Source organism: Rhizobium leguminosarum (assembly GCF_004123835.1).
Lineage (GTDB): Bacteria > Pseudomonadota > Alphaproteobacteria > Rhizobiales > Rhizobiaceae > Rhizobium > Rhizobium leguminosarum_M.
Window position 1 is genome coordinate 61,970 of sequence record NZ_MZMU01000018.1, and the last position, 25,811, is coordinate 87,780.

Below are 25,811 nucleotides of genomic sequence, written 5' to 3' on the forward strand. Positions count from 1 at the left end.
GCTCATAAACCCTTGTCCAGAAGAAAAACGACTCTATTTTGAAAAATGAGCATATCGAAAGTCGTCATAAATCCGTCATCAACCTTCTATGGTTGACAAGCCAATATGAGCCGCCCAAAATGGTCACTCTTCGCAGTAAGCCCTGCTTTTTGAGGAATTTAACGGCGTGAACGTCCGGGAAATTATAGATCCACTTGAACAAGATCGCCCGTGCGGAGAAAACGTGCGGATTAATACTGTATCTCGTGAAATATACTATAGAATTAAGGACGCGAGAAACGCCGCTCGTACAGCCGAACGTAGTATTATCCCAGGTGAGACTATTGCGATTGCACCTGCTTGGCACGATGTTAGCAATCTTGGATTGCAGATCCTTTCTTCCAGAAGCAAGGACATCGAAGTATTGGCATGGCTCGCAGAGGCGCAGCTACGGCTGCGGGGGTTCTCAGGATTGCATGACGTATACGTCGCAACCGTGTCGCTTTTAGACAAGCATTTCGACGCTTTGCATTCGATCGGAGATGGTGACTTCGAGGAACGGTTCGCGCCCTTTGCGGGGCTTAACGGCGTTGGCGGCGAAGGAACGCTCATCCAGGCTATTCGTTTGACATCGTTGATCCCGGGCGGAAAGTTCGCCCAGTTTTCGCTTTGGGATTTCCAGCTTTCGCAGCGGCCGAACGAAACCGAACGGCGCAAGGAATTGCAGCAGGCGGCGGCAGAAGCCGGTGTCGCTCAGATGTCAGCCTATCTCGACGTGCTGACCGGGTGCATCGCCGCATTCGATCGCATGGTCGAAATACTTGACGAACACTGCGGCGACCAGGCGCCCCCGAGTTCGAATACACGCAATGTGTTGCAGGAGGCCGCATCCGCGATCCGGATGCTAGCCGGGATCGAAGCGCCCTTGGCCGCGCCCGAAGCCCCTGCTTCGCATGGATCCGAACTGCAGCAGCAGGCAAGTGATACCGATGAGGCCGAGGCTATCCGCCTGCGGCCTGTCAGCGCCGAGACAATTCGTTCGCGGGAAGAGGCCTTCGAACTTCTGATCGCCGTTGCGCGCTATTTCCGCCGCACGGAGCCCCATTCACCGATCTCCATGTCGATCGAGACGCTGGTGCGTCGCGGCCGCATGGATTTTTTCGAGCTTCTTGCCGAACTCCTGCCCGAACAAAACACCCGCAACGCGGTGCTGACGGCAGCCGGCATCCAGCCCGTAACCGACAAGGGGGGTTAGCGGCACGCCGCAGCATCCTCAATTGACAATCCGCCGATGGGACGAAGGAGAATCTCGATGGCAAGTGTGCATGAGAAACTGGAACGGGTTCGCAAGCCGCGGGTCCACATCAAATACGAAGTGGAAACCGAAGGCGCGATGGTGGTGAAGGAACTGCCGTTCGTCGTCGGCGTGCTTGGCGACTTCTCCGGCAATCCCACGCAGCCGCTCAAGCCGTTCGGCGAGCGCAAATTCGTGCAGGTCGACCGCGACAACTTCGACGACGTCATGCGCCGCATGACGCCGGGCCTCACCCTGTCGGTCGAGAACACTCTCGAGAAGAACGGGACCGAGCTTCCCGTTTCGCTGAAATTCGAAAGCATGGCCGATTTCGAACCCGGCGCGGTCGTCGATCAGGTGCCGGCGCTGAAGGCCTTGCTCAACGCACGCAACCAGCTGCGCGACCTGATGAGCAAGGCGGACCGCTCCGAGGAGCTCGAGCGTCTGCTCGAGGACATCCTGCAGAACAAGGCGGATCTCTCGCAGCTGGTGGCCCAGCTTGGCGGCGACAAAGCCGAAGAGGCGAAGGACGCATTGAACTGAGTGCCTGGGATCGCGGACCGATCGCGGCCCGCGCGCTCCATTCCTGAAGAGTCGTTGTCCGGCAGCGGCCCCTTTTGAAGGGAACCCCTCATGCTTCGAGGGCCGCCGCTTTCGCAAAAAGGATCGATAGATGACCGCCGAAACGCAATTGCAAACAAAGGAAGAAGTAGGCTTCGCGCCTGATGAGAACCTGCTCTCGAAGGTCGTTGCGGCAACCCGCCAGACCGAGCCCGACCGTGCCCAGGACCTTCTGCGCACCCTGACCGATCAAGCCCTGAAGGGCACCGTCACCTATGATCGCAACCTGACGATCACCTTGAACAATGCCATCGCCGAGATCGACAAGGCGATATCAAGCCAGCTCGCGGCCATCATGCAGTCGCCTGAGTTCACCAAGCTCGAAGGCGCCTGGCGCGGCCTGAACTATCTCGTCAAGAATAGCGAGACCAGCGCCAACCTGAAGATCCGCGTGCTCAATGCATCCAAGCGCGATGTCGCCAAGGATCTGGCAAAGGCCGTCGAATTCGACCAATCGCGGCTCTTCAAGTCGGTCTATGAAGACGAGTTCGGCACACCGGGCGGCGAACCGATGGGCGCGCTGATCGGCGACTACGAATTCGACAATTCCTTCGACGACGTCCAGCTTCTGCAGGGCGTCTCGATGATCGCCGCAGCTGCTTTCGCGCCGTTCATCTCGGCGGCGAGCCCCCGCATGTTCGGCTTCGAGGATTTCCGCGAACTGGCCAAACCCCGCGATCTAGAGAAGATCTTCGAGACGGTGGAGTACGCCAAGTGGCGCAGCCTGCGCGACAGCGACGATTCACGCTTCGTGACGCTCGCCATGCCGCGTGTGCTCGCCCGCATGCCTTATGGTCCGAAGACCAGCCCGATCGAAGAGTTCAACTTCGACGAAACCGGCGGCTCCAAAACCGGCGAGCTCTCGCATGATTCCTACTGCTGGATGAATGCAGCCTATGTGATGGGCACACGTCTGACTGAAGCCTTTGCCAAGAACGGCTGGTGCACCGCCATCCGAGGGGCGGAAAACGGCGGCAAGGTCGAAGGGCTGCCGATGCATATCTTCTCCAGCGACGACGGCGATCTGGACCTGAAATGCCCGACGGAAGTCGGCATCACCGATCGCCGCGACGCCGAACTCGGCAAGCTCGGCTTCCTGCCGCTCTGCCACTACAAGAATACGGACTATGCCGTGTTCTTCGGGGCGCAGACCGCGCATAAGCCGAAGCTCTACGACCGACCCGAGGCGACTGCGAACGCGGCCGTTTCAGCCCGTCTGCCCTATATGATGGCGACCTCGCGCTTTGCCCATTATCTCAAGGTCATGGGCCGCGATAAGATCGGCTCCTTCATGGAGGCGGAAGATTGTGAGGCCTGGCTCAATCGCTGGATCTCCAACTATGTCAACGCCAATGACGACGCCGGCGAAGAGTCGCGGGCGAAATATCCGCTGCGCGAGGCGAAAGTCACCGTCCAGGAAATCCCCGGCAGGCCGGGCGCTTACAACGCCGTCGCCTGGATGCGCCCATGGTTGCAGATGGAGGAATTGACCACCTCGCTGCGCATGGTCGCCCGGATTCCCTCGAAGAACTGATGAAGGCAGGGCCACGCGCGGAGGGTTCGCCGCCGCGCCTGGCCCTTGCGTTCGAAACATTTGTGTCAGGTTGACGATGGGTTCCAGCACTGAATGGCGGCGCCGGGCGGATCAGTTGATTACGCTGATCGACGAAGCGCTGAACAGGCAAGTCAATGCCATCCTCCACCATCCCGATTTTCAGGCGATGGAGGCGAGATGGCGTGGCCTCGCCATGCTCGTGCGCGAGGCAAGCCGCAGCGGCGAGGTGAAGGTCAAGCTTCTCGGCGTTAGCTGGAGCGAGCTCACGCGGAGCATGGAGCGTGCCAGCGACTTCGACCAAAGCCACCTCTTTGAACTGATCTACAGCCGCGAGTTTGGTATGCCGGGCGGCGAACCCTTCGGTCTGCTGGTCGGCGACTATTATCTTTCTCCGGCCGATCCCACCGGCGGCGATCCGGTCAGCACGTTGTCGCAGATCGGCATGGTGGCGGCCGCCGCCTTCTGCCCCTTCATCGCAGGTGCTGCGCCGCTGGCAATCGGGCTTGAAGACTTTCACGAGCTGAACCGGGTCCACGATTTTTCCTGGCTTGCCAATGAGACGGCCCGCATCCGCTGGAACGGTCTGCGTGCACGGGAGGATTCGCGTTTTCTAGGGCTTGTCGCGCCGCGCATCCTGATGCGCTCGCCGCTTACGCCACATGCACGCAATCGCAACGACGGCTTTCCCTTCTGCGAAAGCATTGCCGCCGATGGCAGCTCGCTTCTCTGGGGCAACGCCGCTTTCGCTTTTGCGACCGTCGTCATCCGAAATTTCATCGATTCCGGCTGGTTCGCGGATATCCGTGGCGTCACGCAGGACGCTATCGACGGTGGCCTGCTGAGCGCAACCGAGCTTCCACCTTACGATTTCGGCACCGAAAGCAACGGACTATCAGCCCAGGCGCCTGTGGAAATCCATCTGACCAGCGGCCAGGAGCAGCAGCTCTGCGATCTCGGCATCATCCCTGCCGCGACCACCTATCTCTCCTCTTCGGCGATTTTCAATTCCAACCAGTCCCTGCATGCGCCGCCGCACTATTCCAACGAGCATGCCCGCCAGAACGCCCGCCTCGCCGCCATGCTGCAATATGTGCTCTGCGCGTCGCGCTTCTCGCATTATCTCAAGGTCATCATGCGCGACGAAATCGGCCAGCTTTCGGATGCGATCTCGATCGAGCGGAAGCTGGCCGATTGGCTGACCGCCTATACGCTCGGCAACGACGACGCCGACATCGCGCTGCGCACCCGTTTTCCCCTGCGCTCGGCCGGCATCGGCGTTGCCGAGATTCCGGGCAAGCCCGGCAGCTTCTCCTGTACCGTCCGGCTGCAGCCGCATTTCCAGCTCGATGACGTTGCCACGAGCTTCCATCTCATCGCCGAGACCGCGACCACCGGCCAGATCCTGAGTCGCCCCGTTGCCATACCCGAGAGGATGTCCGCATGACGCTTTCCGCCAGCATCGCCCAATCGCTCAGCGACAATGCCCTCGATGACGCGATCGAGGAGGTCAAGGCGCATCTGAAGGTCAAGCCCTCGGATCAGGAGGCGCGGCATCTCTATATCGATCTTCTCGTGCTTGCCGGTGACTACCAGCGGGCGGACAATCAGTGCAGCCTTGCCGCCACCCTTACTCCCGACGCGACGATGGGCTTCGCCTTGCTGCGCAATGAGCTTCGGGCAATGGCGGCGCGCGACGCCTGGTATTCGAGCGGCGCCCTGCCGGAATTTCCGCAGGGACCGAGCGAGCTCGACAAGCTCGCCGTCCGCCTCGGCATCGCCCATCGCGACGACAATGCGGATGAGGCGAGGACCACGCTCGATGCATTCGAGAACCTGAGGGGCGAGCGCCCGCTGATCTGGAACGGCAGGGCGGTCTCCGATTTCCGCGATCTCGACGACCGCACGCCGCACGCTCTCGAAGTCATCATGACCGGCGGCGGCTATCTCTGGATCGATTTTGCCAAGATCGCAGCTCTCTCGATAGAGCCGATTGCCCGTCCGCGCGATCTGGCCTTCCGCCGCGCCGAGCTCTCCCTGATCGACGGCGCAGCCGCGTCGGTGCTTCTCCCGGCGGTCTATCATGGCACCGGCCAGGATGCGACACTCAGGCTTGGCCGCGAGACCGAATGGATCGAGGAACCCACAGGCATCACCACAGGCCGCGGCCAGCGCTGCTACCTCGCAGGCGACGAACTGGTTTCCTTCCATGACACTCAAAGCCTGGAGATCGTGCCGGCAACGGCTGCCGGCAGGCAGGTTGCGCATGGTTGATCCGCTCGAACGCTACCGGCTGCGCGACCGCGTCCTTGCCCGCTCGATCCTCGACAGGTTAATCGACGAGGCTCCGGATCGCGCCGTCGATCCGCCGATGAGCCTCGTCGACCAGGTCCGCGACGTCAGGGAAGCGATCCGCCGCGATCTCGAAGCGCTGCTCAACACGCGGCGCTGCCCGGCCACGCCACCGACGGCACTTTCCGAACTCAAGGACGCCCTGGTGAGCTATGGCGTCGACGGTATCGTCTCGGCAAATCTGATGACCGACCAGGCCAAGCTCAAGCTGGCGCAAGCGATCGAACGGCGGATTGCGTTTTTCGAAACGCGGCTGTCCGATGTGCGGGTGACGATCCTCAAGAGCCGGACGATGACCGAACGGGCGCTGCGCATGCGCATCCAGGCGACCTTCCGTCTGCATGAAGGCATGCCGCCGATCAGCTTCGAGTCGACCATCGATCCCTCGACCCAGCGCTTCCTCGTGGAGGCCGCGCATGGCTGAAGGTTTCCTGCACCGCTACAATGAGGAATTGCTGGCGCTTCGCCGCCGGGCTGCGCGCTTTGCCGATGCCTTTCCGAAGATCGCCGGCCGCCTGCGCATGACCGGCGACGTCGCCGACGACCCGCATGTCGAACGCCTGATCCAGAGTTTCGCCTATTCGGCCGCCCGCGTCCGCCAGAAGCTGGACGATGAATTTCCCGAGCTGACTGACGGCCTGCTCGAAACCCTTTATCCCCATTATCTGGCGCCGCTGCCCTCGATGAGCATCGTCAAATTCCGGCCGAGCGATACGCTCGCCTCGGTCCAGACCGTGCCGCGCCACACCGAAGTCCTGGCCGAGCCGGTGCGAGGAGAAGCCTGCCGCTTCCGCACCACGCAGGATGTCGAGATGGCGCCGATCGAAATCACCGGTGCTAATCTTTCCGGCCAGCCGATCAATGCGCCGCTTTCGCCCTATGCCGGCATTGCCGGCTGCCTGAGGCTGTCCATCCGCAGCCTCGATGCCCGAAAGCCGCTCGGCGGCCTTGGCATAAGCCGGCTGCGCCTGCACATTCCGTCCCCCTGGCAGCAGGCGGTGGCGATCTACGAGCTGCTTGCCAACCACACGCTCGGCATCGCACTTGCCAAACATGCGGACGACCGTTCGCCGGTCTTCCTGCCGGCGGGCAATCTCAAACCGGTCGGCTTCGAGCCTGAAGAGGCCATGCTGCCCTATCCGGCGCCAAGCTTCACCGGCTACCGGCTGCTGACCGAATTTTTCGCTCTGCCGCGGAAGTTTCTCTTTCTCGACATCGAAGGGCTCGATGCCTGGCGGGAGGAGACGCTGGAACTCTTCATCTACCTCAGGGAAAGCGACGCAAAGCTCGAACGCGCGGTCTCGCTCCGCGACTTCGCACTCAATGCGACGCCCGTCGTCAATCTCTTCCGCCAGGTCTGCGAGCCGATTGCCATCGACGGTACCCGCACCGAATACCGTCTCCTGCCTGATGCACGGCGCCAGAAGACCCGTGAGATCTATTCGATCGACCGCGTTCTCCTGACCGGATCGCGCGGCCAGGAGGAATTCTGCCAGCCGTTCTTCGGACGGTCGCAGCGGGCAGGCACGAGCGCGACCTACTGGCAGGCCTATCGCCGTTTCGACGAAGACGACAGAACCAGCGACATGGACATCGCCTTCGTCGACAGGCAGCGCCGCTCTTCAGGTCCCGTCGATGCGGTCGCAAGCGTCGATACGCTCTGCCTCAACCGCGACCTGCCGGAACAGCTTCCCTTCGGCGGCGGCCATCCATTCCTGCAGCTCGCTTCCGGCCATGAGGCTGTCGCCAGCGTCGAAGCCCTGATCCCGCCGACGCCGTCGGTCAGGATGAACGATCAGGAAGGGCGGAACTGGCGACTGATGTCGCATCTCATCCTCAATCACCTGTCGCTCTTCGACAATGACGGTGCAGCGCTGAAGGATATCCTGTCGCTCTACGCCTTCCGGGACAGCCCCGAGACCAAACAATTCGTCGATGCTCTCGTCCGGATCAAGGCGGGCACTTCGACCGCCCGTCTCGGCAGCGGCGGCATGGTGCCCGGCACCGAGATCGCGCTTGAATTCGATCCGGCCGCCATCGACCGGCCTTCGGCCTTTCTGTTCGGAAGCGTGCTCGACCGCTTCTTCAGTCTCTACACCTCGGTCAACAGCTTTACCCGGCTCACCATTGGGATGAAGGGGCAGTCGAGGCCGATCGCCCGCTGGCCGGCACGAGCCGCCGAACGCCCGCTTCTCTGAGGAAGGATCGCTATTAAATCATGGATCTCCCCGTCGCCCGCAAGCCAGACGCCCTTGCCGATCTGCTCGAACGCGACCCCGGCCGCTTCGAGCCGGTGACGGCCTTTCGCGTCGCGCAGGCTTCGGTGGGGGAAGGACGGCTTGATGTCGCCTCACATGTCGGCGTCTCGCCGGCGCCTCTTGCCGTCAGCGGATACAGGCGCAAGGACGGTGGCGCCACCGTCCGCAGTGCGCTTGCCGGTCTCGTCGGAGCGCTCGGCTCGATGCCGTCGGCCTATAACGACCTCGTCATGCGCGAGGAGCGCAACAGGTCGCGGGCGCTGGCGGGCTTCTTCGACATGTTTGGCGCGCGGATGGCGGCACTCTTCGCCGATGCCTGCGAGAAATACCGCATCGCCCCCCGGCTGCGCTGGGGTGGCAGATGGGCGAACAACGCCTTCGTCACCACGCTGCTGTCACTCACCGGCTTCGGCACCAGGCGTCTCGTCGAAAAGAGCGGCGTCGACGAGGAACTGATCCTGCGTTTCTCGGGCTTCTTTGCCGCGCGCAACCGCAATGCCGTCAATCTCCGCGCCATGCTCTGCGAGTTCAGCGGCCTGCCGGTGGAGATCGAATTGTTTCGCGGCCGCTGGCTGACCATCCCCGAGGCGGAGCGCAGCCGCATGGGCCAGCCCCAGGGCGTCCAGCTTGGCGTCAATGCGACGGCAGGTGCTGCGATCCACGATTTCAGCGGCGGCTTTCGCATCGTCATCGGTCCGCTCGGTTATGGCGATTATCTCTCGCTCGCGCCGGGCGGCCGCGCCATCACCGAACTCTTCGCCCTGACGCGGCTTTATGTCGGCGCGGCGCTCGAATTCGACATACAGGCCATTCTGAAGAAGGAGGACGTTCCCTTCTGCCAGCTCGGACAGGCGAGCGATCCGCCGCGCTTGGGCTGGAACAGTTGGGCGAGGGTTGCGCCGGCTGCAAGCGACAGCGGCGATGCAGTGATCGTCGAGCGCCTGTCGGTTCAGGCGCGGTGAGGAGGCGAGGATGCGGCTTGAACTGAAAGAGATCACCAGTGACGCGACGGTGCCAGCAGGCCAGTCGAAATGGTTCTTCGAACGCGGCCGGCGAACGCTCGGCCGGGCACCGGATTGCGACTGGCGGCTGCCGGAGGATCGGCGCTCCGTTTCGAAGCTCCATTGCGTCATCGAGCGCGACCGCGAAGGCTTCCTGCTGCGCGACCAGAGTGCAAACGGCTCCCGGGTCGATGGCGTCGCCGTGCATGAGGGCCAGATCGTGCGGCTTTCCGACAGGTCACGGCTGGAGGTGGGCGGACTTGCCTTTTCCGTCCACATATCGGGCGAGAAGGACCGCGAGATTGAGGACCCCGATGCAGGTCTCATGCTGAGTGACGAACCGCTGACCATTTCCGCAATCCTGGCCGATATCGCTCCGGGCGGTCGTACTGCAAACGGTATCCTTGGCGAGCGTATGAGCGACGACTGGGCTTTTCCCGAAACGGTCGGCAAGAAAGCGACGGCCTCATCCCGCAATGTCGAGATCGGCTGGAGCGGCCCTCCGGAGATCCGCTCAGTCACCCAGCTTCTGCCGGAGGACTGGAATTCGGAGGAGACCGAATACGGCAGCCACCTGGAACATGGTTCCGCCACCCATGTCTCCGTGCCCATCGCTCAGCGCCGGCCGGCACCGGTGATCGAGATGGTCAGCGACACCGATCCGCAGTCGGAACCGGAGCCCGAGGAGTTTCCGGCGCTGACGATCGGCCGGCCCGAAGCCCTCGCCGGTCGCCTGGAGCCACTGCTTGCCCGCCTCGAGGAGGCTGTCCAGAATAGCTATGCCGTTTTCGAGATGAGTGCGCCATCCGCCGCCAGCGAGCCGGATTTCCTTGCCGACAGCAGCAGGGAGGAAGCGCTTCTTGCCCGCATCGAAACCCTGATCGGGCAACAGCTCAACCTCAATTCGGCGCTTGAGGCTCTGGTTCAGACAGCAGGCCGGCTGGAGCCGCGGATCCTTGAGGCGCGGGTCGAGACCGGCGCCTGGCGCCTGCTTTGGGGCCGAGACCGGGCCTATTGGCGCGCCTACCGGGCACAATTCGAACAGGACGGCAAGAGCCGGTCGATCCATGACGTTTTTCGCCACGCAATGTCGGGGGCAGTGAACGGCACGCAGGCAGGGCCTCGTCCGCAAGACGGGCAGGAAGGAAAAGACGCGCATCATGAGGAATGAAAACCGGGTGGCCTGGAGCGAAGGCATGTTCCTTCGCGTGCAGCATTTTCAGCAGGCGGATCGCTGGACCGAGCGGCTCGTGCGCACCGCGACGCACGGCCTGTCGCCCTATCCCTGGGGGGTGGCGGAAATCGGCATCGACCGCGGCGCATTGGCGATCGGCCAATTCGCGCTGTCGAACCTGCGCGGCGTGTTGGCGGACGGAACGCCGTTCGAAGCCCCAATCGATACGGACCTGCCGCCACCGCTCGATCTCGACGAGAATACCAAGAATGCAGTCATCTATCTCGCACTTCCTTCCCGTCAGCCGGGCAAGGCCGATGTGGCGTTGAACGGCGGTGCCGCGCGCAACAGCGTCCGGCTCGTCGCTTCGCCCTATGAAGCGCCGGATGCAAACGTCGAGACCGACTTCATGGCGCCGATCGATGTCGGCCGTCTCAGCCTGCGTTATCTGAGGACCGGCGATGAACTCGCCGGCTACGAGCTTATCGGACTTGCCCGTATCATCGAAGTGCGTTCCGACCGGGCCGTGATCCTCGATCCGGACTACATCGTGCCGAGCCTCAATTGTACGGCTGCCGCGCGGCTGAGCGAGCTGATCACCGAACTGCTCGGCATCGTGCGCCACCGCGCGGAGGCCATCGCCGAACGCATCGGCGATCCCACCATTCGAGGGACCGCCGAGGTCGGCGACTACCTGCTGCTGCAGATGCTCAACCGCGCGGATCCGATGCTGAAACACATTTCGGCGAATGCGACGCGGATCCACCCCATCGTCTTTTACGAGACCTGCATCCAGCTTGCCGGCGAGCTCGCCACCTTCACGACCGACCGCAAACGCGCAAGCGACTTCCCGCCTTACCGCCACGACGACCTCAAGGCGACATTCGCGGCCGTCTTCGACGATCTGCGCGCCTCGCTGTCGTCCGTGCTCGAACAGGCAGCCGTGGCGATCGAGTTGGCCGAACGCCGGCATGGCGTCAGGATCGGCACGATCAACGACCGTTCGCTACTGAGAGATGCCGGCTTTGTACTGGCGGTCCGGGCCGAGATGCCGGCCGAAGACGTGCGCCGCAAGCTGCCGGCGCAGATCAAGATCGGCCCGGTCGAGCGCATCGCCGACCTCGTCAACGTCGCGCTACCGGGCATCCCCGTCCGGCCGCTACCGGTGCTGCCACGCCAGCTTCCCTATCGCTCCGGCACCATCTATTTCGAACTCGACACCAAGAACCCGCTTTGGAAACAACTCGACACTTCGGGCGCCATCGCCGTGCATCTCGCCGGCGATTTTCCCGGGCTCGAAATAGAACTGTGGGCCCTTAGAGAATGAAGAACGAACCCGCCTCCACCTGGCAGAACCTGCCGACCATTGTCGAACTTACCGAGGACGGCACTCGGAAAAAGCAATCCGCCCGCAAGATGGCGGAGATGCTGGATGACGTCCTCGACTTTCCCGAAAGCGAGGGCGGAAAGACGCCAGCGGGATCGCTTCCGAAGGTCGCAGCGTCCGTCGAAACGCTCGTCCGGGATTTTCGCTTCGGGGCCGAAGACGTGCCGACGCTGGTGCGCTCGGCCGCACCGCTCCTCAACCTCGCCCATGCCCTGCGCTACACGGAAGAACAGCCTGATATCGACGAACTGCGCCAGGTGGCGATCGAAGCCGTCGGCCGCTACGAACGCGATCTGGCGAGCGCTCGCATCAGCCCCGAAAGAGCGCGCGCAGCCCATTACGTCGTCTGCGCGACGGTCGACGATGTCGTGCTCAGCAAGGCCTGGGGCGTTCGTGCCGGCTGGGCCCGCTCGGGTCTCGTTTCCACCTTCCATATGGACGTGACCGGCGGCGAACGGGTGTTCGACCTGCTCGACCATTTCCACCAGAGCCCCGGCGCCAACAAGGACCTGCTTCTCCTCATCTATCTCTGCCTGTCGCTTGCCTTCGAGGGCCGCACCCGCGTTTCACCGCGCGGCGGGCTGGAGCTGGGCCGCATCCGCGACAGTCTCTACAAGACACTGCTTGGCCAGTACGGTGTCTTCGAGCGAGAGCTTTCTCCCCACTGGAAGGGCGTTTCGGCCCGGCATCAGCCGTTGCGAACCGCGGCGGCGATCTGGACGCTTCTTTCCCTTCTGACGCTGATCCTGGCGCTCGGCTACATGTTCTTCACGCTCTCGCTCAATCGTGCCTCCGACGGAACGTTCGAGCGGCTTGCCAGGCTGCCGCCGCGCGATATGCCGAGCGTACTGGTCAAGGTTCCGGAGCCTCCTCGGCAGCTCCCGCCTGTTGTCGTCGCCGAAACGCCGCCGACGCCGCCACCGCCGCAAGTGAAACCGCCGAGCCGGCTCGACAATCTGCTCGCCTTCCTGCAGCCGGAGGTCGAGAAGAAGCTCGTCACACTCTCGGATTCGAATGGCAGGCTGCTGGTGCGGATCAGCAATTCCGGGCTGTTTGCCACCGGCAGCGCGGAGGTCAGCCAGAAATTCCACGACCTGCTTCAGCGGATCGGCGGTGCGCTGGCCGCGGAGAACTTCCGCGCCGTGGTGGTGGGCTATACCGACAATGTGCCGATCCGCACAGTTCAGTTCCCCTCCAACTGGCACCTTTCCGAAGCCCGCGCCAAGGCGGTCGGCGAAATCCTGAGCTCCTTCACCGGGCCGGGTGCGATCTTGACCGAGGGGCGCGCCGACACCCATCCGATCGCCGCCAACGATACGCCGGAGGGCCGGGAGATGAACCGCCGCACCGAGATCCTGGTCCTGACCGATCCAAGCGAGCGGCTGAACGATGCGGGTTTGACGACGCCGCGTCAGGCCGAAATGCCGGATGAACCGACGGCGCCCGCCGCAGGAGGTGGTTCGCGATGAACCCGCTCAGTTATTTCTATACGCTCCGCTCCTATGTGGAGGCCTATGCCGGCCTCATCGGCCGTCGCTTCATCTCGATCATCTGGGTGGCGGCAATCTGTGTCGTCATCTGGTTCTACGGCTATCTCGCCGCCTATGGCGACTTCAAGCCGCTGGCGAGCACCAGCGCGCGGCTCACGCTGATCGGCATCATCCTCGCAGTCTGGCTCGCTTATCTCGTCTTCACGACCATCCGCGACCGGCGCCGCGACAAAAAGCTCGTCGAAGGTATCGAGCGGGACGCGGAGGCCGAAGCCGCGGCCAGCCAGCAGGCTGAGGTCGGCGAGATCCACGGTCGGCTCAAGGAAGCGCTGCAGCTGCTCCGCCGCATCACCAAGAAGCGCTTCGGCTATATCTACGAGCTGCCGTGGTACGTCATCTTCGGCGCGCCGGGTTCCGGCAAGACGACGGCGCTCTCCAATTCCGGCCTCAAATTCCCGCTCGGCGATGCGCTTGGCGGCAATTCGGTGCAAGGGATCGGCGGTACGCGCAACTGCAACTGGTGGTTCACCGACGAGGCCATCCTCATCGACACGGCCGGCCGCTACACGACGCAGGACGATTTGAACGGCACTGCCAAAGCCGGCTGGGAGGGATTTCTCGGCCTGCTGCGCAAGTACCGGCGTTCGCAGCCGATCAACGGCGCGCTAGTGACGCTGTCGATCGGCGATCTCCTGACGCGCGATCCGGAAGCGCAGCGCGAAGAGATCAGGGCGATCCGCCAGCGGCTTTCCGAACTTGATGAACTCCTGCATGCGCGCGTGCCAGTCTATCTGCTGCTGACCAAAGCCGATCTGCTGACCGGCTTCGTGGAGTTCTTCGACGGCTTCAACAAAAGCGACCGCGAACAGGTCTGGGGCATGACTTTTGGCCTCGACGAGAGCTACAAGGCGGCAAACCTGCCGGAACGCTTCATGGAGGAATTCACCCTGCTGCAACAGCGCGTCGATACCATGCTGATCGAACGCCTGCAGCAGGAGCCCAATCCGGAATTGCGCGGCCGCATCTTCCGCTTTCCAGCCGAGCTCACCTCTTTGAAGGAGCGTCTGCACGAGGTCGTCACCGAGCTTTGCTCGGGTTCGAAATTGGTGGAGGCGCCGCTGCTGCGCGGCATCTATTTCGCCTCCGGTACCCAGCGGGAGGAGGCGGTCACTGTGCCCCGCATGCGACGCAGCTATTTCCTCTCGCGGCTCTTCAAGGAGGTGATCTTCGGCGAGGCCTCGCTGGTCGCCCGCGACAAGCGGCTTTCGGGGCGGCAATTGCTCTTCCGCCGCGCGGCCTATGCCGCCACGGTCCTGCTGCTTGCCGTGGTGCTGACGAGCTGGACGGCCACCTACATCCAGAACACCACGGCGCTGGCCGGCGCGGAAAGACGCATAGACGCCTACGAACAACTGGTGCGTGGCGTGCCGGTTCGCGACGTTTCGGATACAGACTTCCTGCGCATCCTGCCGGCGCTCGACAATCTCGCCGCCGTCACCACCGACTTCTCGAAGAGCCGCGTCTGGCCGATAAGCCTCGGCCTCGACCAGGAAGGCAAGGTCGCCAGCCGGCAGCGCGAGGCCTATCAGCGGGCGCTGAACACGCTGCTCCTGCCGCGCATGCTGGTGCAGCTCCAGAAGGACATGACCGAGACCACCGACGTCACCCGAACCTTCGATGCGTTGAAGCTCTACGGCATGCTCGGCGGGCTCGGTCCGGTGAATGCGGACTTTGCCGCGCTGGAAGCAGAAGACATGTTCACGAGGCTCTATCCCGACGAAGGCAGGGCCGCGGCCCGGCAGGCGCTGATCGCCCATGCCGATGCCATGGCGCGCGGCGCTCTGCCGCCGATCGAGCTCGACAAGGCGCTGATCGCCAAGGCGCGCGAAGTCATCCGCTCGCAGAACATCGCCAGCCGCGCCTATGACATCCTGGCGGAATATCGCGAGTCCCGCGCGCTTCCCGCCTGGAGCCCGGCAGGCGCGCTTGGGCCGCTTGGCGAACAGGCTTTCGAGCGGACCTCGAAGGCGCTGCTCAACGAAGGCATTCCCGGCCTCTTCTCCGCGATCGGCTATCGCACCGTCGTTCTGCCTGGGATCACCGACGCCGCGCGCGAGGCGCTCGACGAGCAATGGGTCCGCGGCGATCCCAATCCGGCCGGCGTCACGGTCGACACGATAGCCCAGGCGACGCTTCAGCTTTACTTCGACGCTTTCGAGCAGCGCTGGTCGACGATACTCACCGATATCAGGGTGAAGCCCTCCCAGACGATTAGCGATGCGGCGGAAACCACCCGCATCCTGGCGGGCAAGCCCGGTCCGGTCGAGACGATCACCAAATCGATCGTCGCTGCCACCGATCTGCGCGCGCCCGGGGCGGAAATCGCCTCGGCCGCCGGCGACAACCTGCCAGCCTCGACCACGGCGCTTGCCAGTGCGGCGAATGCGCCCGATCCCTTCGGCCGACTTCGCGAAGCGCTGAAGGCGCCGGCCGGCCAGTCGTCGCCGGCCGACCAGCCGAAGGATGCGCCGCGATCGGAGATCGGGCAGCTCGAGCCGATCCTGCAGAGGGTCCAGGAGCAGCTTTCGCGCGCCACGACGTCGACCGCCGAAGTCGCGAAAGTCTTCGACGTTGACAGCCAGCTCACCGACGCCAATCAGGACCTGCTGCAACAGGCCCGCAAGCTGCCGGCGCCGGTCGATACCTGGATGGCGGGGCTGGCCGCGGATGTCGGATCGCTGGCGGTCAAATCCGCCCGTTCGCGTATCAGCGACGCCTGGGCTGCCGAAGGCGCAGGCTTCTGCTCGAATGTCGTCGCCGGTCGTTATCCCTTCGACCGGAAATCTCCGCGCGACGTGGCGATGAGCGATTTCATCAGGCTTTTCGGACCGGAGGGGCTGTTCAAGACCTTCTTCAAGGAAAAGCTCGAAGCCTTCGTCGACACCAGCGCCTCGCCATGGGGCTGGAAGGGCACGTTCGGCGCGGTGAGCATTCCGAGTGCGGCGATTGCCCAGTTCGAGAATGCCGACAAGATCAACCGCGCCTTTTTCCCGGCCGGCAGCGAGAACCCATCGATTTCAATCAACGTCAAGCCGGTATCGCTGACCGAGGCGGCCAGCGCCGTGATGCTGGAGATCGAGGGCGAACGCGTGGTCTATTTCCATGGCCCGATCCAATCGAAATCGATCACCTGGCCGTCGACCGAAGCCAGCAACGTCTCGCGCCTCGCCTTCCAGCCGGGCGGCTGGCAGCAGGCGCTGACGGAGAACGGCGACTGGTCGCCCTTCCGGCTCTTCGACGATGCCGACCTCGCCATACAGGGGGACGACCTCTTCCGGGCAAAATTCCAGCAGAACGGTCAGACGGCGGAGTTCGACGTGCAGTTCGGTTCGGTGCTCAATCCATTCCGGCTGGAGGCGCTCGGCGCCTTCTCATGCCCGGCGCAATTCTGACCGGTTCGTCATGAACGAGCGCGCCACCCTGGACCGAAGCCAAACCGAAGCCGACAGGATCGGCTTCTTCGGCAAATTGCCGAGTCATGGCGATTTCGTTTCGACGGGACTGAGCCGCCACCTGCAGGCGTCGCTCGACGCCTGGCTGCAGTCGGGGCTGCAAGCGGCGCAGCGGGAACTCGGCGAGGATTGGGAACGCCGGTTTCGCATGATGCCGGCATGGCGTTTTATCGTCGAACGCGGTCTTTGGGGGCCGACCACCATTGCCGGCGTTCTGCTTCCGAGCCTCGACCGCGTCGGGCGCAGTTTTCCGCTGGTTATCGCCGCCCAGCTTCACGGCTTTGCCGAGCATCCGCGTCAGCTCTACCTTGATGACACCTGGTTCACGGCCGCCGAGGCGATCGCCGAAAGCTCGGCCAAGCGGGATTTCGACATCAATCACTTCACCGCGAGCCTGAAGCGACTGCGGACCCTGCGCCCAGCCGACCTCGCGGAAAACGAGACGCTGCAGGACAATGCTTCCGGCCGCGGCACGCTCTGGTGGCGGATCAGCCCCGAGGATCGGCGAGCCAAGGGGTTTCGTGTCGGCGGCGCCCCGGACCCCGAGGATTTTCCGAAGCTACTGCACGACAATTCCCCCGCGGCTTCGGCACGGCGGCAACCCGAAACGGCCGAGACTCCAGGCCCTGTTATCGCCGAACCGCATCGTCCGCTGGTGATCCGCCATAGCCATGCCACGCATCCCGGCACACGGCTGAGCGTCAACGCCGATGCGCTGCTCGTTTCGGAAACGCCCTCGCTCTTTGCCGTCGCCGATGGTGTCGGCGATGGCAACGCTGCTGCCGAAGTCGGCAAGATCACCGTTCACGTGCTGGCTGAAACAGCCGAACAGCAGTCGATCGAAGCTCTGGTGCAGGACATCAAAGGCAAGCTCGGCCGAGCCCACGGCCTGCTTCAATCGGCCTATCTTTCTTCTGATCGCGAACCGTCGGCTGGGAGCATCGTCGTGCTGGCCACGCTCCGCGAGAACTGCGCCCTGCTCTGGGTGGGTGACGCCCGCTGCTATCTTCTGCGGGATGGCATGATGCGCTGCCTCACGCGCGATCATGTGGAGATCGGCCTGCGGCGCACGCTTTCGCGCGCCATCGGCATGCGGGGACATCTCATCCCCGAAGTCCGCTCCGGCGGATTGCAGGCCGGCGACAGGCTGCTGCTCTGCAGCGCGCCGCTGCCGAGCGTCGTCCCCGAGCGGATCATCGCCGAAGTCCTCCTTTCGGCAAAGATCGAAAAGGCGGCCGATATTCTCGTCCAGGAGGGGCTGATTGCCAATTGCCGCGAAAACCTCAGCGCGATCGTGATCGATGTGAAGACCGATGACGGATGATCATCCGGAGGTGGCTTTCGAAGAGATCACGCGACGTTTTTCGCATCTCTGGCAGGCGTTGAATCACGGTTCACCTGAGACCCGGCAAATCCTGGTAGACCGTGTCCGGGACGCGTTCGATCGGGGCGAGGCCCGGCTTCGCGACGCGGATTGCGAGATCGTCGCCAACAGCTTTATGCTCGAGGCGCTGATCCATGACGGCGCAGTCACCCGGGTCTATCGCGCCCGCCATCGCGATCTCGGAACGTTTCATGCCATCAAGATGCCGCGGCCCGACCACGCCGACGATCCTGTCCTCAGGAAGCTGCTGCTGCGTGAAGCGGAAATCGGCATGGCGCTCAGACATCCCCACACTGCCGCGACCCAGACCGTTCTGCGTCTTGCCGATGGGCGTCCTGCCCTGGTTATGGAATGGATCGGCAGCCGCCTTGCGGGGCTTTTACAGGAAAGGCCATTATCGCTCGGCGAGGTGACTTCAGTCATGACCTCGGTGCTCTCAGGCCTGGAAGCCATCCATGCCGCAGGTTTCGTGCATTGCGACCTGTCACCGCTCAACCTTCTCGCCGACGGCGATCTCTCCCGTTTGAAGATCGCCGATTTCGGCATCGCGCTTAAGCCCGGATGCCGGCACGATGAATTCGATCTTGCCTTTGCCGCCCCGCCGGATTTCGCATCCCCCGAGCAGATGGCCGGCCAACCGCTCGACGAACGATCCGATCTTTACGCCGCCGGGTGTCTGCTGTCCTTGCTACTTAGCCATTGCGACGGAGAGAGCGATGGAACCGAAGCCCTGAAAGCATTGGCGAACCGCCTGTCCCAACAGGCACCACAGGACAGGCCTGAAAATGCAAGAGCCGCCTTGCATCTGCTCGGCGGCTCTCCAAAACGTCCTTTTGTCGGTGCTTAATTGCCGCTCGACCCTGGGATCGGTGCTGCGGCCGTCGGCACGCTTTTCTGGTACACGTTGAAGAGCTTGGCAAAGTCCACCAGGCTGGCGTTGCTGGCGTAGATGATATCGCCATCCATCATCTGGAACCGCTGCATCAGCGCCAGATTGGAAACGTCCTTCAGATCGACGCGGTAGATCACCGGCTTTGTGCTCACCACAGCCGGCACCGGGGTCTTGGCGTTTGCGGCCGCAACCTGCGTATAGACCGGCTGGCTGCGCAGCACATAGAAATTGCGCGCATCGGCACGATCATCGAGCAGGCCTCCGGCTCGCCCGAGCGCCTGGGCAAGCGTCAGCCTGCCCGGCTCGAATTCGAACTCGCCGACACTCTTGAAGGCGCCGAAGGCGGTGAAGGTGGGTGAATCCTTGTCGATATAGATCTGGTCGTCCGGCAGCAGGTAGACATTCTGTTTGTTGTCGTCGATGACGCGCTGAAGCGGCACGGTGGCGCGCTGCTTGCCGCGCATCAGCGTGACGGTCGCCGAGCCCGGAGCAGACGATGCGCCGCCGGCAAGTGCGACCGCATCGAGCACACGCTCCTTGCGTGCGGTGAGCGGGAAGCGACCGGCGGCACGCACGTCGCCATTGACGGTGATACCGCTGGAAGGCCTGTCGACCACGGTGACGACGGCCTGCGGATTGACTGCCGACCCCTTCAACCCGGTGACGATGCGTGTCTGCAGAGCCTCGGTCGAGGAATCCACCACTCGCTGTTTGCCGACGAAGGGAAGGGTCACATTGCCCGTGGAATCGACGGTGAAGCGGCCGAGATTGAGGGTCTTGCTTTGGGTTGAAGAGAAAAGTCCCTCTTCGCCGGTGTCGAGGATCGTTACATCGATGACGTCGCCGCGTCGCAGCCTCGTATCGGCAAATCCGCTCGAGCGCATGAGGCTGAGCCCGGGATCGGTGGCCGCATAGGCAAGCGGCGTGACCGCAACCGGACCCATCGGCGCTTCCGATAGCCTGACCACCGGGATCCGCTCGTTACTTTGAGGGGCAGTGGCATTATAGAAACCACCGGCGGTTGGGCCATCCGATGGCCGGGCGCAGGCACTAAGAACTGCGACAAGGACGAGCGGCGCCAAATTTCGCATCAAGTATCCTTTTGGCAATATTGAGAGAATCGGAAAATATCAGCGGTGCACGACCGAGCAATACCAGTTGCGCGCGAAAAATCAATTATGACAGTTCGGAGGCTGACAGGTGTGGCCAATTGGCAACCATATTGCTTAAGTTGAGTGGGATGGATGCGGTTTGAACAGGTTTCCAACACCTCTTCCTCGGGCTCCAGTCTGGAACCAAAACCCGGTCACGCGTATTCGTCGAGATTGGCTTTCGAACTTATGGCGGGGTGAGCAAATGGCCTTGCACATCAAACGAATCTACGAGCCGAAAGACGACAAAGACGGCATCCGCATCCTGGTCGACCGGCTATGGCCGCGCGGGTTGAGCAAGCAGGATACAGCAGTCGACATCTGGATGAAGGATATCGCGCCAAGCCCGGCTCTGCGCCGATGGTTTGGCCACGACCCCGCCAAGTGGACCGAGTTCCAGCGTCGTTATCGGGACGAGCTGGAAAAGAATCCGTCCGCCGTTGAGGAGCTGAAACGCCGGATCGGACAATCGGACGCGACACTTCTCTACGCTGCGAAAGACTTGCACCACAATCACGCTATTGTTCTTCAGCGCTTCGTCGGCAAGAACTGACGCGTCGGTGACGCGATGACCCGCGGCCTCTTCGTGTCCGAAATTTCCGGGAACCTTTTCGACAAACCTGCATCCAATGTTCGCTTCCGAAGGCGCACCACCGTTGCCGCCGGAAGGCATTCGGTCACGACACAAGGGAGACAGATCATGTTGAAACGAATTCTCGGCGCCACCCTGATGGCAGCTTCGCTTGGCACGGCTTCGATCGCTGCTGATACCAAGCCGACCGATCCTCAGATCGCCCACATCGCCTATACGGCGGGGCAGATCGATGTCACCACCGCAGAGCAGGCGTTGAAGAAGAGCAAGAATGCCGACGTCATTGCGTTCGCCAAAACGATGGAGCGCGACCACAAGGCCGTCAACGACCAAGCGCTCGCCCTCGTCAAGAAGCTGAAGGTGACGCCCGAAGACAACGCAGTCAGCCAATCCTTGTCGACACAGGCGACCAAGGAACTGACGACGCTGGAGGCACTCGACGGCACGGCATTCGACAAGGCCTATGTCGAAAACGAAGTCGCCTATCACAAGTCGGTCAACGACGCGCTTGCCAATCTTGATCCCGTCGGTTCAGAATAAAGAGCTCAAGTCGCTGCTGGAAACGGGCCTGACGCTGTTTAAGGAGCACCAGATGCATGCCGAGCATCTGGCTTCGATGATCAAGTAGACATGGCAATGGGCTCGCTGATGACATCGCTGCAGCTCCCGCTGCTCTTTGCACTGCTTTTGGCAGGCAACGGGGTTGCCTCGGCGGCGGACCATCAGATCACCATCAAGGGCATGAAATTCAGCTCGCCGCCTGCCGAGCTGCATGTCGGCGATGTGATCGTCTGGCGAAACGATGATATATTCAGGCACACGGCAACCGCTCGCGACACAAGCTTCGATATCGACCTGCCGGCGAAATCGGAAGGCCGCATGACGCTCAGCCAAGCGGGAGCCGTCGATTTCTATTGTCGTTTTCATCTCGCCATGACGGGCAAACTGGACGTCCGGCCATAGGCCGGACTCCAATCGATAGACGGGCGAGCAGGGGGAGAATTCCCATGACAGCCATTCCGGTTCTGGCCGCGCGACACCGCCAGCAGATGTCGATACTGTCCGACGCCGATCTCGTGCCCTTGGCGAAAATGGGCGACGAGCCCGCCATCCGCGCCATCGTTCAGCGTCACAATCAACGCCTGTTCCGAACGGCGCGCGCCATCATCCGCAACGATGCGGAGGCGGAAGATGTCGTCCAGGCCGCCTATATCAAGGCAATCACCAATCTGGCGGCGTTCAGGGGCGAGGCGCAGCTTTCGACGTGGCTGACCCGCATTGCGCTCAACGAGGCGCTGGGCCGCGTGCGCCACCGCAAGAACACCACCGGGCTCGAGGAAATCGATATGCAGACGAGGTCGCCGGGTGGCGAAATACTACAGTTGCCGTCCTGCTTGTGGGCAACCGATCCGGAAACCGAGCTCGCCAGGAGCCAGGCGCGGCATCTCCTCGAAAATGCCGTCGACGACCTTCCCGATGATTTTCGCGCCGTGTGGGTGCTGCGTGATGTAGAGGGGATGAGCACGGACGAGACCGCATCTTACCTCGGCATAAGACCCGAAACGGCCAAGACCCGGCTGCACCGGGCGCGGAAAATGATGCGCCAGTCGATCGAAAAACAGCTCTCCGGCGCATTCTCGGCCCTCTTCCCGTTCGATGGCGCCCGGTGCGCTTTCATGGCCGACCGCGTCATTGCTGCCCTTCGCAACGAGGCGTCATGACATCTCGCACTATCAACGGGAGCTAGGTCCCAGATCCGCAACGAGGTCAGGACTGTAGTGCGGCGCCTGACCTTCCTTCGGTGCCTGTCACGCACGAAAGTTGTCGATGCAGCTTTCCGGGGGGCGCACGAAAAATTCATGCCGATTCCGACGGCTCCTTCTTATCGCTGATCCGTTTAGGAGCCCGCCTTTAGATCCGGAGGCGGTCCAGTCGCCTGTGCCGCTGTAGCCCGTCAGAGGCTAAGATATGCGGAGGTCAATCGTGGTATTCAAGAGCGTAGCCCGCCCCATAGACGGTGCGAATCCTCAAATTGCGGAGTTCTGCAAACGCTTTTCGCAGCCGGCCGATATGCACGTCGACCGTCCGCCTTTCTACAGCGTGCGGATCGGACCAAACGGCCTCGATGAGTTGCTTGCGGGTGCTGACCTGCCCCGACCTTTCCAATAGGAATTTAAGAATTCTCATCTCAATAGGCGCAAGCGCTACTCTCTTGCCCGAAACCACGACGGCGCGGTGCCCGAAGACAATCTCGGCGGCACCAGCAAAGCTGGGCAGAGTCGAAGCCCCTGACTGCGGGCTTATGCCGTGGAGAAAGGCGAGAAGCTTTGAAGGCGACAAAGGACGTGCGATGCCTTCGTCGAGCCCGGCCTTGATCAATTGCAGGTGCTGGGCACGTGTGTCCTCGCCGACAAGTGCGGCCACAGGAAGCCTTGACTCCTTCAAGAGCGCGCATAGGGGCGCAACATCACTCGGCCAGCCTGCACAATCCAGGACGACGGCGGAAAGCACTGCTGATGTGCAAGCGTCCGCGACATCGTCGTCACTTGCAGCAAGACGAGCCTTAAAGCCCTCGCCATGCAAAATGTGCGCAAGGAGCAGATAGAGCTCGGCGTTCTGCGAGCAGACCAGAATGACAGGAGCCATGTCGATTGCCTTTTTTTCTCGCCTGACGAAACGGCGAACTCAGCTCGGCGCGAACTCGCCACCGTTGACATCTATGATGGCTCCATTGACGAACCCGGCATCCTCCGATGCCAGGAACGCGATTACTGCGGCGACGTCGTCTGGAGCACCGAGCCGACCGGCCGGAATACGGGCGAGCGCTTCGATGTTGATCTTGCTTTGCGGGGAGCCTGTCAGTGGCGTCAGGACGCGACCTGGCGCCACCACATTCGATGTTATGCCATAGGGACCATATTGAGAGACCAGCACGCGGGACAATCCTGAAAGTGCGGCTTTAGACGTCGCATAGCCCGCGCCGGCGATCCGTGGTCTCGTCCGGCCGGCAAGAGAACCGACGAATATAACGCGTCCATAACCCATTTCCTTCATGGCAGGCAGAACCGCCCGGCAGCACAACATCGTCCCTGTCAGGTTGACAGCGAGCACGTCGTTCCACTCTTCAAGGGTAAGGTCGGCGACCTGATGAGGGCCGTCGGGACCTTTCGGTGATATCCCCGCGTTGCAGACGAGTATCCCAGGTGCGCCCAGGTCACGGGCGACTTCGCCGAAAAAGGAATTGATTGCCGCCGGTTCGCGCAGATCAACCCTTCTCGCAAGCGAGCGCTCCGGCCCGAAAGCCTCGGCAAGCGCGGCACCCGCGGCCATGACGCTTGCCTCACCATGGCTGAAGACGGCAACCCGATGACCGGCGCCGAGCAGACGAAGCGCAGTGGCAAGACCGATTCCGGTTGTGCCACCGGTGATGACTGCAACATGCGGACTGCCACCAGGGCTCATGCCACTTGATCCATTGCAGCAAATAGCGAAAGGGGTGGATGCGCGGCCGCCTCTGTTATTACCTCGATCAGCAGGGGACCTTCTTCTCCCAGACCGCGCTCGAGGTATCGAGGAAGATCCGCGGGATCGGAGATTCGGACCGCCGGGCAGCCGCAAGCTTCGGCGATCCGCCGATGATCGACATCCGCGAAGCTGCAGGCAGTCGTGAACGTGCCGAACTTGACAGTTTCAGCATCACGTTGGAAGCCGAGGATACCGTTGTTCAAAACGATGATGAGTACGGGAAGCTTGCTCCGAACCATGGTTTCCAGCTCCGCCCAGCTGTGGGCGAAACCGCCGTCCCCCACGATGGTGACAACTGGTTTGTCCGGCTTCGCCGCTTTTGCGCCGAGCGCAAGTGGTAAGCCCCACCCGAGTCCGGCAAGGCCGCGCGGCGACAGGAAGCGCATACCGGGGGAAAGAGCCCGCAACTGGCCGGCTATCCACATCGAAGAATAGCTCGCATCGGAAACAACGGTCGTATCTGCCGTCAGCACTTGCTGCAGGCCGGACATGACCCGCTCGGGACGGATCGGACTTTTCTCTGAACGAGCAACAGATTGGCGCTCCATGTCAAACGAGCGCCAAAATCCAGCGATACGAGTCGTCAACTTATCGCGCTGCAATGCGCGGTGCGACAGATCGCGTCGGGCCAGCGCGCTACGCAGCGCGCTAATGGTTTCGGCCGCATCGCCCGCCAATCGGATCGCTTCGTAGTTGCGCCCGATTTCGGTGGGATCGACATCGATGTGGATGACTGATGCGGACCGGGGGATTTGGCGCCAACTATCGGTGCCATTCTGGTTGGTTCGCGTTCCGACCAGAATGACGAGATCGGCCTCTTCGACAAGGGCAAGAGTATGCCGTCCGAGCGATCGCGGCCCGACGAGAGCGCCAAGAACGCCGGCTGACAACGGGTGGTATTCGTCGACCGCGCCTTTTCCCATATTGGTCGTCAGCACGGGAAGCGAGGCTTCGTCCTGTAGGCCTGAAAGCTCGCCGGCGGCATGGCTTGCATGAACGCCTCCTCCGGCGATGACGATGGGTGCCTGGGCTGCGGCGATCATCGAGGCCGCGCGCTCGATGTCACTATCGCACGGACGCAACCGATCGAGTGGCCAGTGGCCAAGCACAGCCTCACGACGAAAGAGCGAAGGGGATATTTGTTCCCGCAAGAGGTCGGCAGGGAGCAGGAGAGCTGCCGGTCCCGGCCGGCCCGAGGCGGCTGCTGTGAAAGCAGCATCGACATAGTCGTCGATCCGCTCCGCAACCAGCACCTTGCGCACCCACTTCGTGCAGGATTGGAATAGGATGAGATGATCGAGTTCCTGGAATGCATTGCGATCAGCCTGGTCTCGTTCGACATCCTGGACGAGAGCAACGACCGGAACGCTAGCCTTCAGCGCTTCGGCCAGCGGCGGAACGAGAAGCGTTGCGGCAGGTCCGTTCTGCGCTGCTACCACGCCAACCTTGCCGGACAGCCGCGCATAGCCATCGGCCATGGTCCCTCCCATGATGTTTTCCTGTCGGTAGGCGATTTGGCGTATGCCGATTGCTTCGGCCGCAAGGATAACCGCCGAAGGCAGGCTCTGAGCAAAGATATGGGTGACGTCGTGCCTTTTCAGGGAAAGAGCGATCCGCTCGGCGACGGTTGTATGATCAGTTGCCATG

Annotated in this window: 21 protein-coding genes and 1 pseudogene; 18 read left to right on the plus strand and 4 right to left on the minus strand. The window is 62.5% G+C overall.

Annotation, left to right across the window (positions count from 1 at the left end; genetic code table 11):
* Positions 1-166 precede the first annotated feature (166 nt).
* The 14 genes from tssA (at position 167) to B5P46_RS25110 (ending at position 18,851) form a co-directional block, all read left to right on the plus strand.
* The gene (gene tssA, locus B5P46_RS25045) at positions 167-1,234 is read left to right on the plus strand and encodes a type VI secretion system protein TssA (protein ID WP_129421086.1); all 1,068 of its coding nucleotides are present in this window, start codon (positions 167-169) and stop codon (positions 1,232-1,234) included.
* 57 nt (positions 1,235-1,291) lie between these two features.
* Positions 1,292-1,816, plus strand: coding sequence for a type VI secretion system contractile sheath small subunit (tssB, locus tag B5P46_RS25050; RefSeq protein ID WP_129421087.1), 525 nt, complete (start codon positions 1,292-1,294; stop codon positions 1,814-1,816).
* A 130-nt stretch (positions 1,817-1,946) separates the two neighbouring features.
* Entirely contained in the window at positions 1,947-3,428 is a 1,482-nt protein-coding gene (gene tssC, locus B5P46_RS25055; RefSeq protein WP_129421088.1) for a type VI secretion system contractile sheath large subunit, read from the plus strand.
* A gap of 76 nt (positions 3,429-3,504) precedes the next feature.
* A complete protein-coding gene (tssC, locus tag B5P46_RS25060) occupies positions 3,505-4,893 on the plus strand; it encodes a type VI secretion system contractile sheath large subunit (protein WP_129421089.1) in 1,389 nt (462 codons plus the stop codon).
* A complete protein-coding gene (locus tag B5P46_RS25065) occupies positions 4,890-5,720 on the plus strand; it encodes a type VI secretion system accessory protein TagJ (RefSeq protein ID WP_129421090.1) in 831 nt (276 codons plus the stop codon). The genes tssC (B5P46_RS25060) and B5P46_RS25065 overlap by 4 nt, the downstream gene beginning before the upstream one ends.
* Positions 5,713-6,222: a type VI secretion system baseplate subunit TssE gene (tssE, locus tag B5P46_RS25070; protein ID WP_129421091.1), complete on the plus strand. Its 510-nt coding sequence runs from the start codon at positions 5,713-5,715 to the stop codon at positions 6,220-6,222. Before B5P46_RS25065 ends, tssE begins: the two co-directional genes overlap by 8 nt.
* Positions 6,215-7,996, plus strand: coding sequence for a type VI secretion system baseplate subunit TssF (gene tssF, locus B5P46_RS25075; RefSeq protein WP_129421092.1), 1,782 nt, complete (start codon positions 6,215-6,217; stop codon positions 7,994-7,996). The genes tssE and tssF overlap by 8 nt, the downstream gene beginning before the upstream one ends.
* A gap of 20 nt (positions 7,997-8,016) precedes the next feature.
* Positions 8,017-9,018, plus strand: a complete 1,002-nt coding sequence (tssG, locus tag B5P46_RS25080; protein ID WP_129421093.1) for a type VI secretion system baseplate subunit TssG — start codon at positions 8,017-8,019, stop codon at positions 9,016-9,018.
* Positions 9,019-9,028: 10 nt separating this feature from the next.
* Entirely contained in the window at positions 9,029-10,228 is a 1,200-nt protein-coding gene (locus tag B5P46_RS25085; RefSeq protein ID WP_129421094.1) for a type VI secretion system-associated FHA domain protein, read from the plus strand.
* Positions 10,218-11,558, plus strand: coding sequence for a type VI secretion system baseplate subunit TssK (gene tssK / locus B5P46_RS25090; RefSeq protein ID WP_129421095.1), 1,341 nt, complete (start codon positions 10,218-10,220; stop codon positions 11,556-11,558). The genes B5P46_RS25085 and tssK overlap by 11 nt, the downstream gene beginning before the upstream one ends.
* Positions 11,555-13,087 carry a type VI secretion system protein TssL, long form gene (gene tssL / locus B5P46_RS25095; RefSeq protein WP_129421096.1) on the plus strand — a complete coding sequence of 511 codons (1,533 nt, stop codon included), beginning with the start codon at positions 11,555-11,557 and terminating at the stop codon, positions 13,085-13,087. Before tssK ends, tssL begins: the two co-directional genes overlap by 4 nt.
* Complete coding sequence (tssM, locus tag B5P46_RS25100; RefSeq protein ID WP_129421097.1) at positions 13,084-16,560, plus strand: type VI secretion system membrane subunit TssM; 3,477 nt, start codon at positions 13,084-13,086, stop codon at positions 16,558-16,560. The genes tssL and tssM overlap by 4 nt, the downstream gene beginning before the upstream one ends.
* Before the next feature lie 10 nt (positions 16,561-16,570).
* On the plus strand, positions 16,571-17,944 hold the full coding sequence (gene tagF, locus B5P46_RS25105) for a type VI secretion system-associated protein TagF (RefSeq protein WP_129421098.1): 1,374 nt from the start codon (positions 16,571-16,573) through the stop codon (positions 17,942-17,944).
* A 175-nt stretch (positions 17,945-18,119) separates the two neighbouring features.
* Positions 18,120-18,851 (plus strand): serine/threonine-protein kinase, encoded by a 732-nt coding sequence (locus B5P46_RS25110; protein WP_245456296.1) that lies wholly within the window; start codon positions 18,120-18,122, stop codon positions 18,849-18,851.
* Here the strand turns inward: B5P46_RS25110 and B5P46_RS25115 are convergent.
* A complete protein-coding gene (locus tag B5P46_RS25115) occupies positions 18,848-19,987 on the minus strand; it encodes a polysaccharide biosynthesis/export family protein (RefSeq protein WP_129421100.1) in 1,140 nt (379 codons plus the stop codon). The two genes, B5P46_RS25110 and B5P46_RS25115, sit on opposite strands and share 4 nt — an antisense overlap.
* Before the next feature lie 265 nt (positions 19,988-20,252).
* Between B5P46_RS25115 and B5P46_RS25120 the strand changes: the two genes are divergently transcribed.
* The 4 genes and pseudogenes from B5P46_RS25120 to B5P46_RS25135 all read left to right on the plus strand — a co-directional run bounded on the left by B5P46_RS25120 (position 20,253) and on the right by B5P46_RS25135 (position 22,360).
* Positions 20,253-20,600 (plus strand): DUF488 domain-containing protein, encoded by a 348-nt coding sequence (locus B5P46_RS25120; protein WP_129421101.1) that lies wholly within the window; start codon positions 20,253-20,255, stop codon positions 20,598-20,600.
* Between the two features lie 147 nt (positions 20,601-20,747).
* Positions 20,748-21,267, plus strand: a pseudogene (locus tag B5P46_RS25125) (DUF4142 domain-containing protein).
* A gap of 8 nt (positions 21,268-21,275) precedes the next feature.
* Positions 21,276-21,602, plus strand: a complete 327-nt coding sequence (locus B5P46_RS25130) for a cupredoxin domain-containing protein (RefSeq protein ID WP_129421381.1) — start codon at positions 21,276-21,278, stop codon at positions 21,600-21,602.
* A gap of 44 nt (positions 21,603-21,646) precedes the next feature.
* On the plus strand, positions 21,647-22,360 hold the full coding sequence (locus tag B5P46_RS25135) for an RNA polymerase sigma factor (protein WP_129421102.1): 714 nt from the start codon (positions 21,647-21,649) through the stop codon (positions 22,358-22,360).
* A 256-nt stretch (positions 22,361-22,616) separates the two neighbouring features.
* On the opposite strand, the gene B5P46_RS25140 is transcribed toward B5P46_RS25135, so the two are convergent.
* Genes B5P46_RS25140 through B5P46_RS25150 form a run of 3 tightly spaced genes read right to left on the minus strand, consistent with a single transcriptional unit; the run spans position 22,617 to position 25,810 of the window.
* Positions 22,617-23,285 (minus strand): winged helix family transcriptional regulator, encoded by a 669-nt coding sequence (locus B5P46_RS25140; RefSeq protein WP_129421103.1) that lies wholly within the window; start codon positions 23,283-23,285, stop codon positions 22,617-22,619.
* A gap of 39 nt (positions 23,286-23,324) precedes the next feature.
* Positions 23,325-24,101, minus strand: coding sequence for a 3-oxoacyl-ACP reductase FabG (fabG, locus tag B5P46_RS25145; protein ID WP_129421104.1), 777 nt, complete (start codon positions 24,099-24,101; stop codon positions 23,325-23,327).
* Entirely contained in the window at positions 24,098-25,810 is a 1,713-nt protein-coding gene (locus B5P46_RS25150; RefSeq protein ID WP_129421105.1) for an acetolactate synthase catalytic subunit, read from the minus strand. The genes fabG and B5P46_RS25150 overlap by 4 nt, the downstream gene beginning before the upstream one ends.
* Position 25,811: the final 1 nt, after the last annotated feature.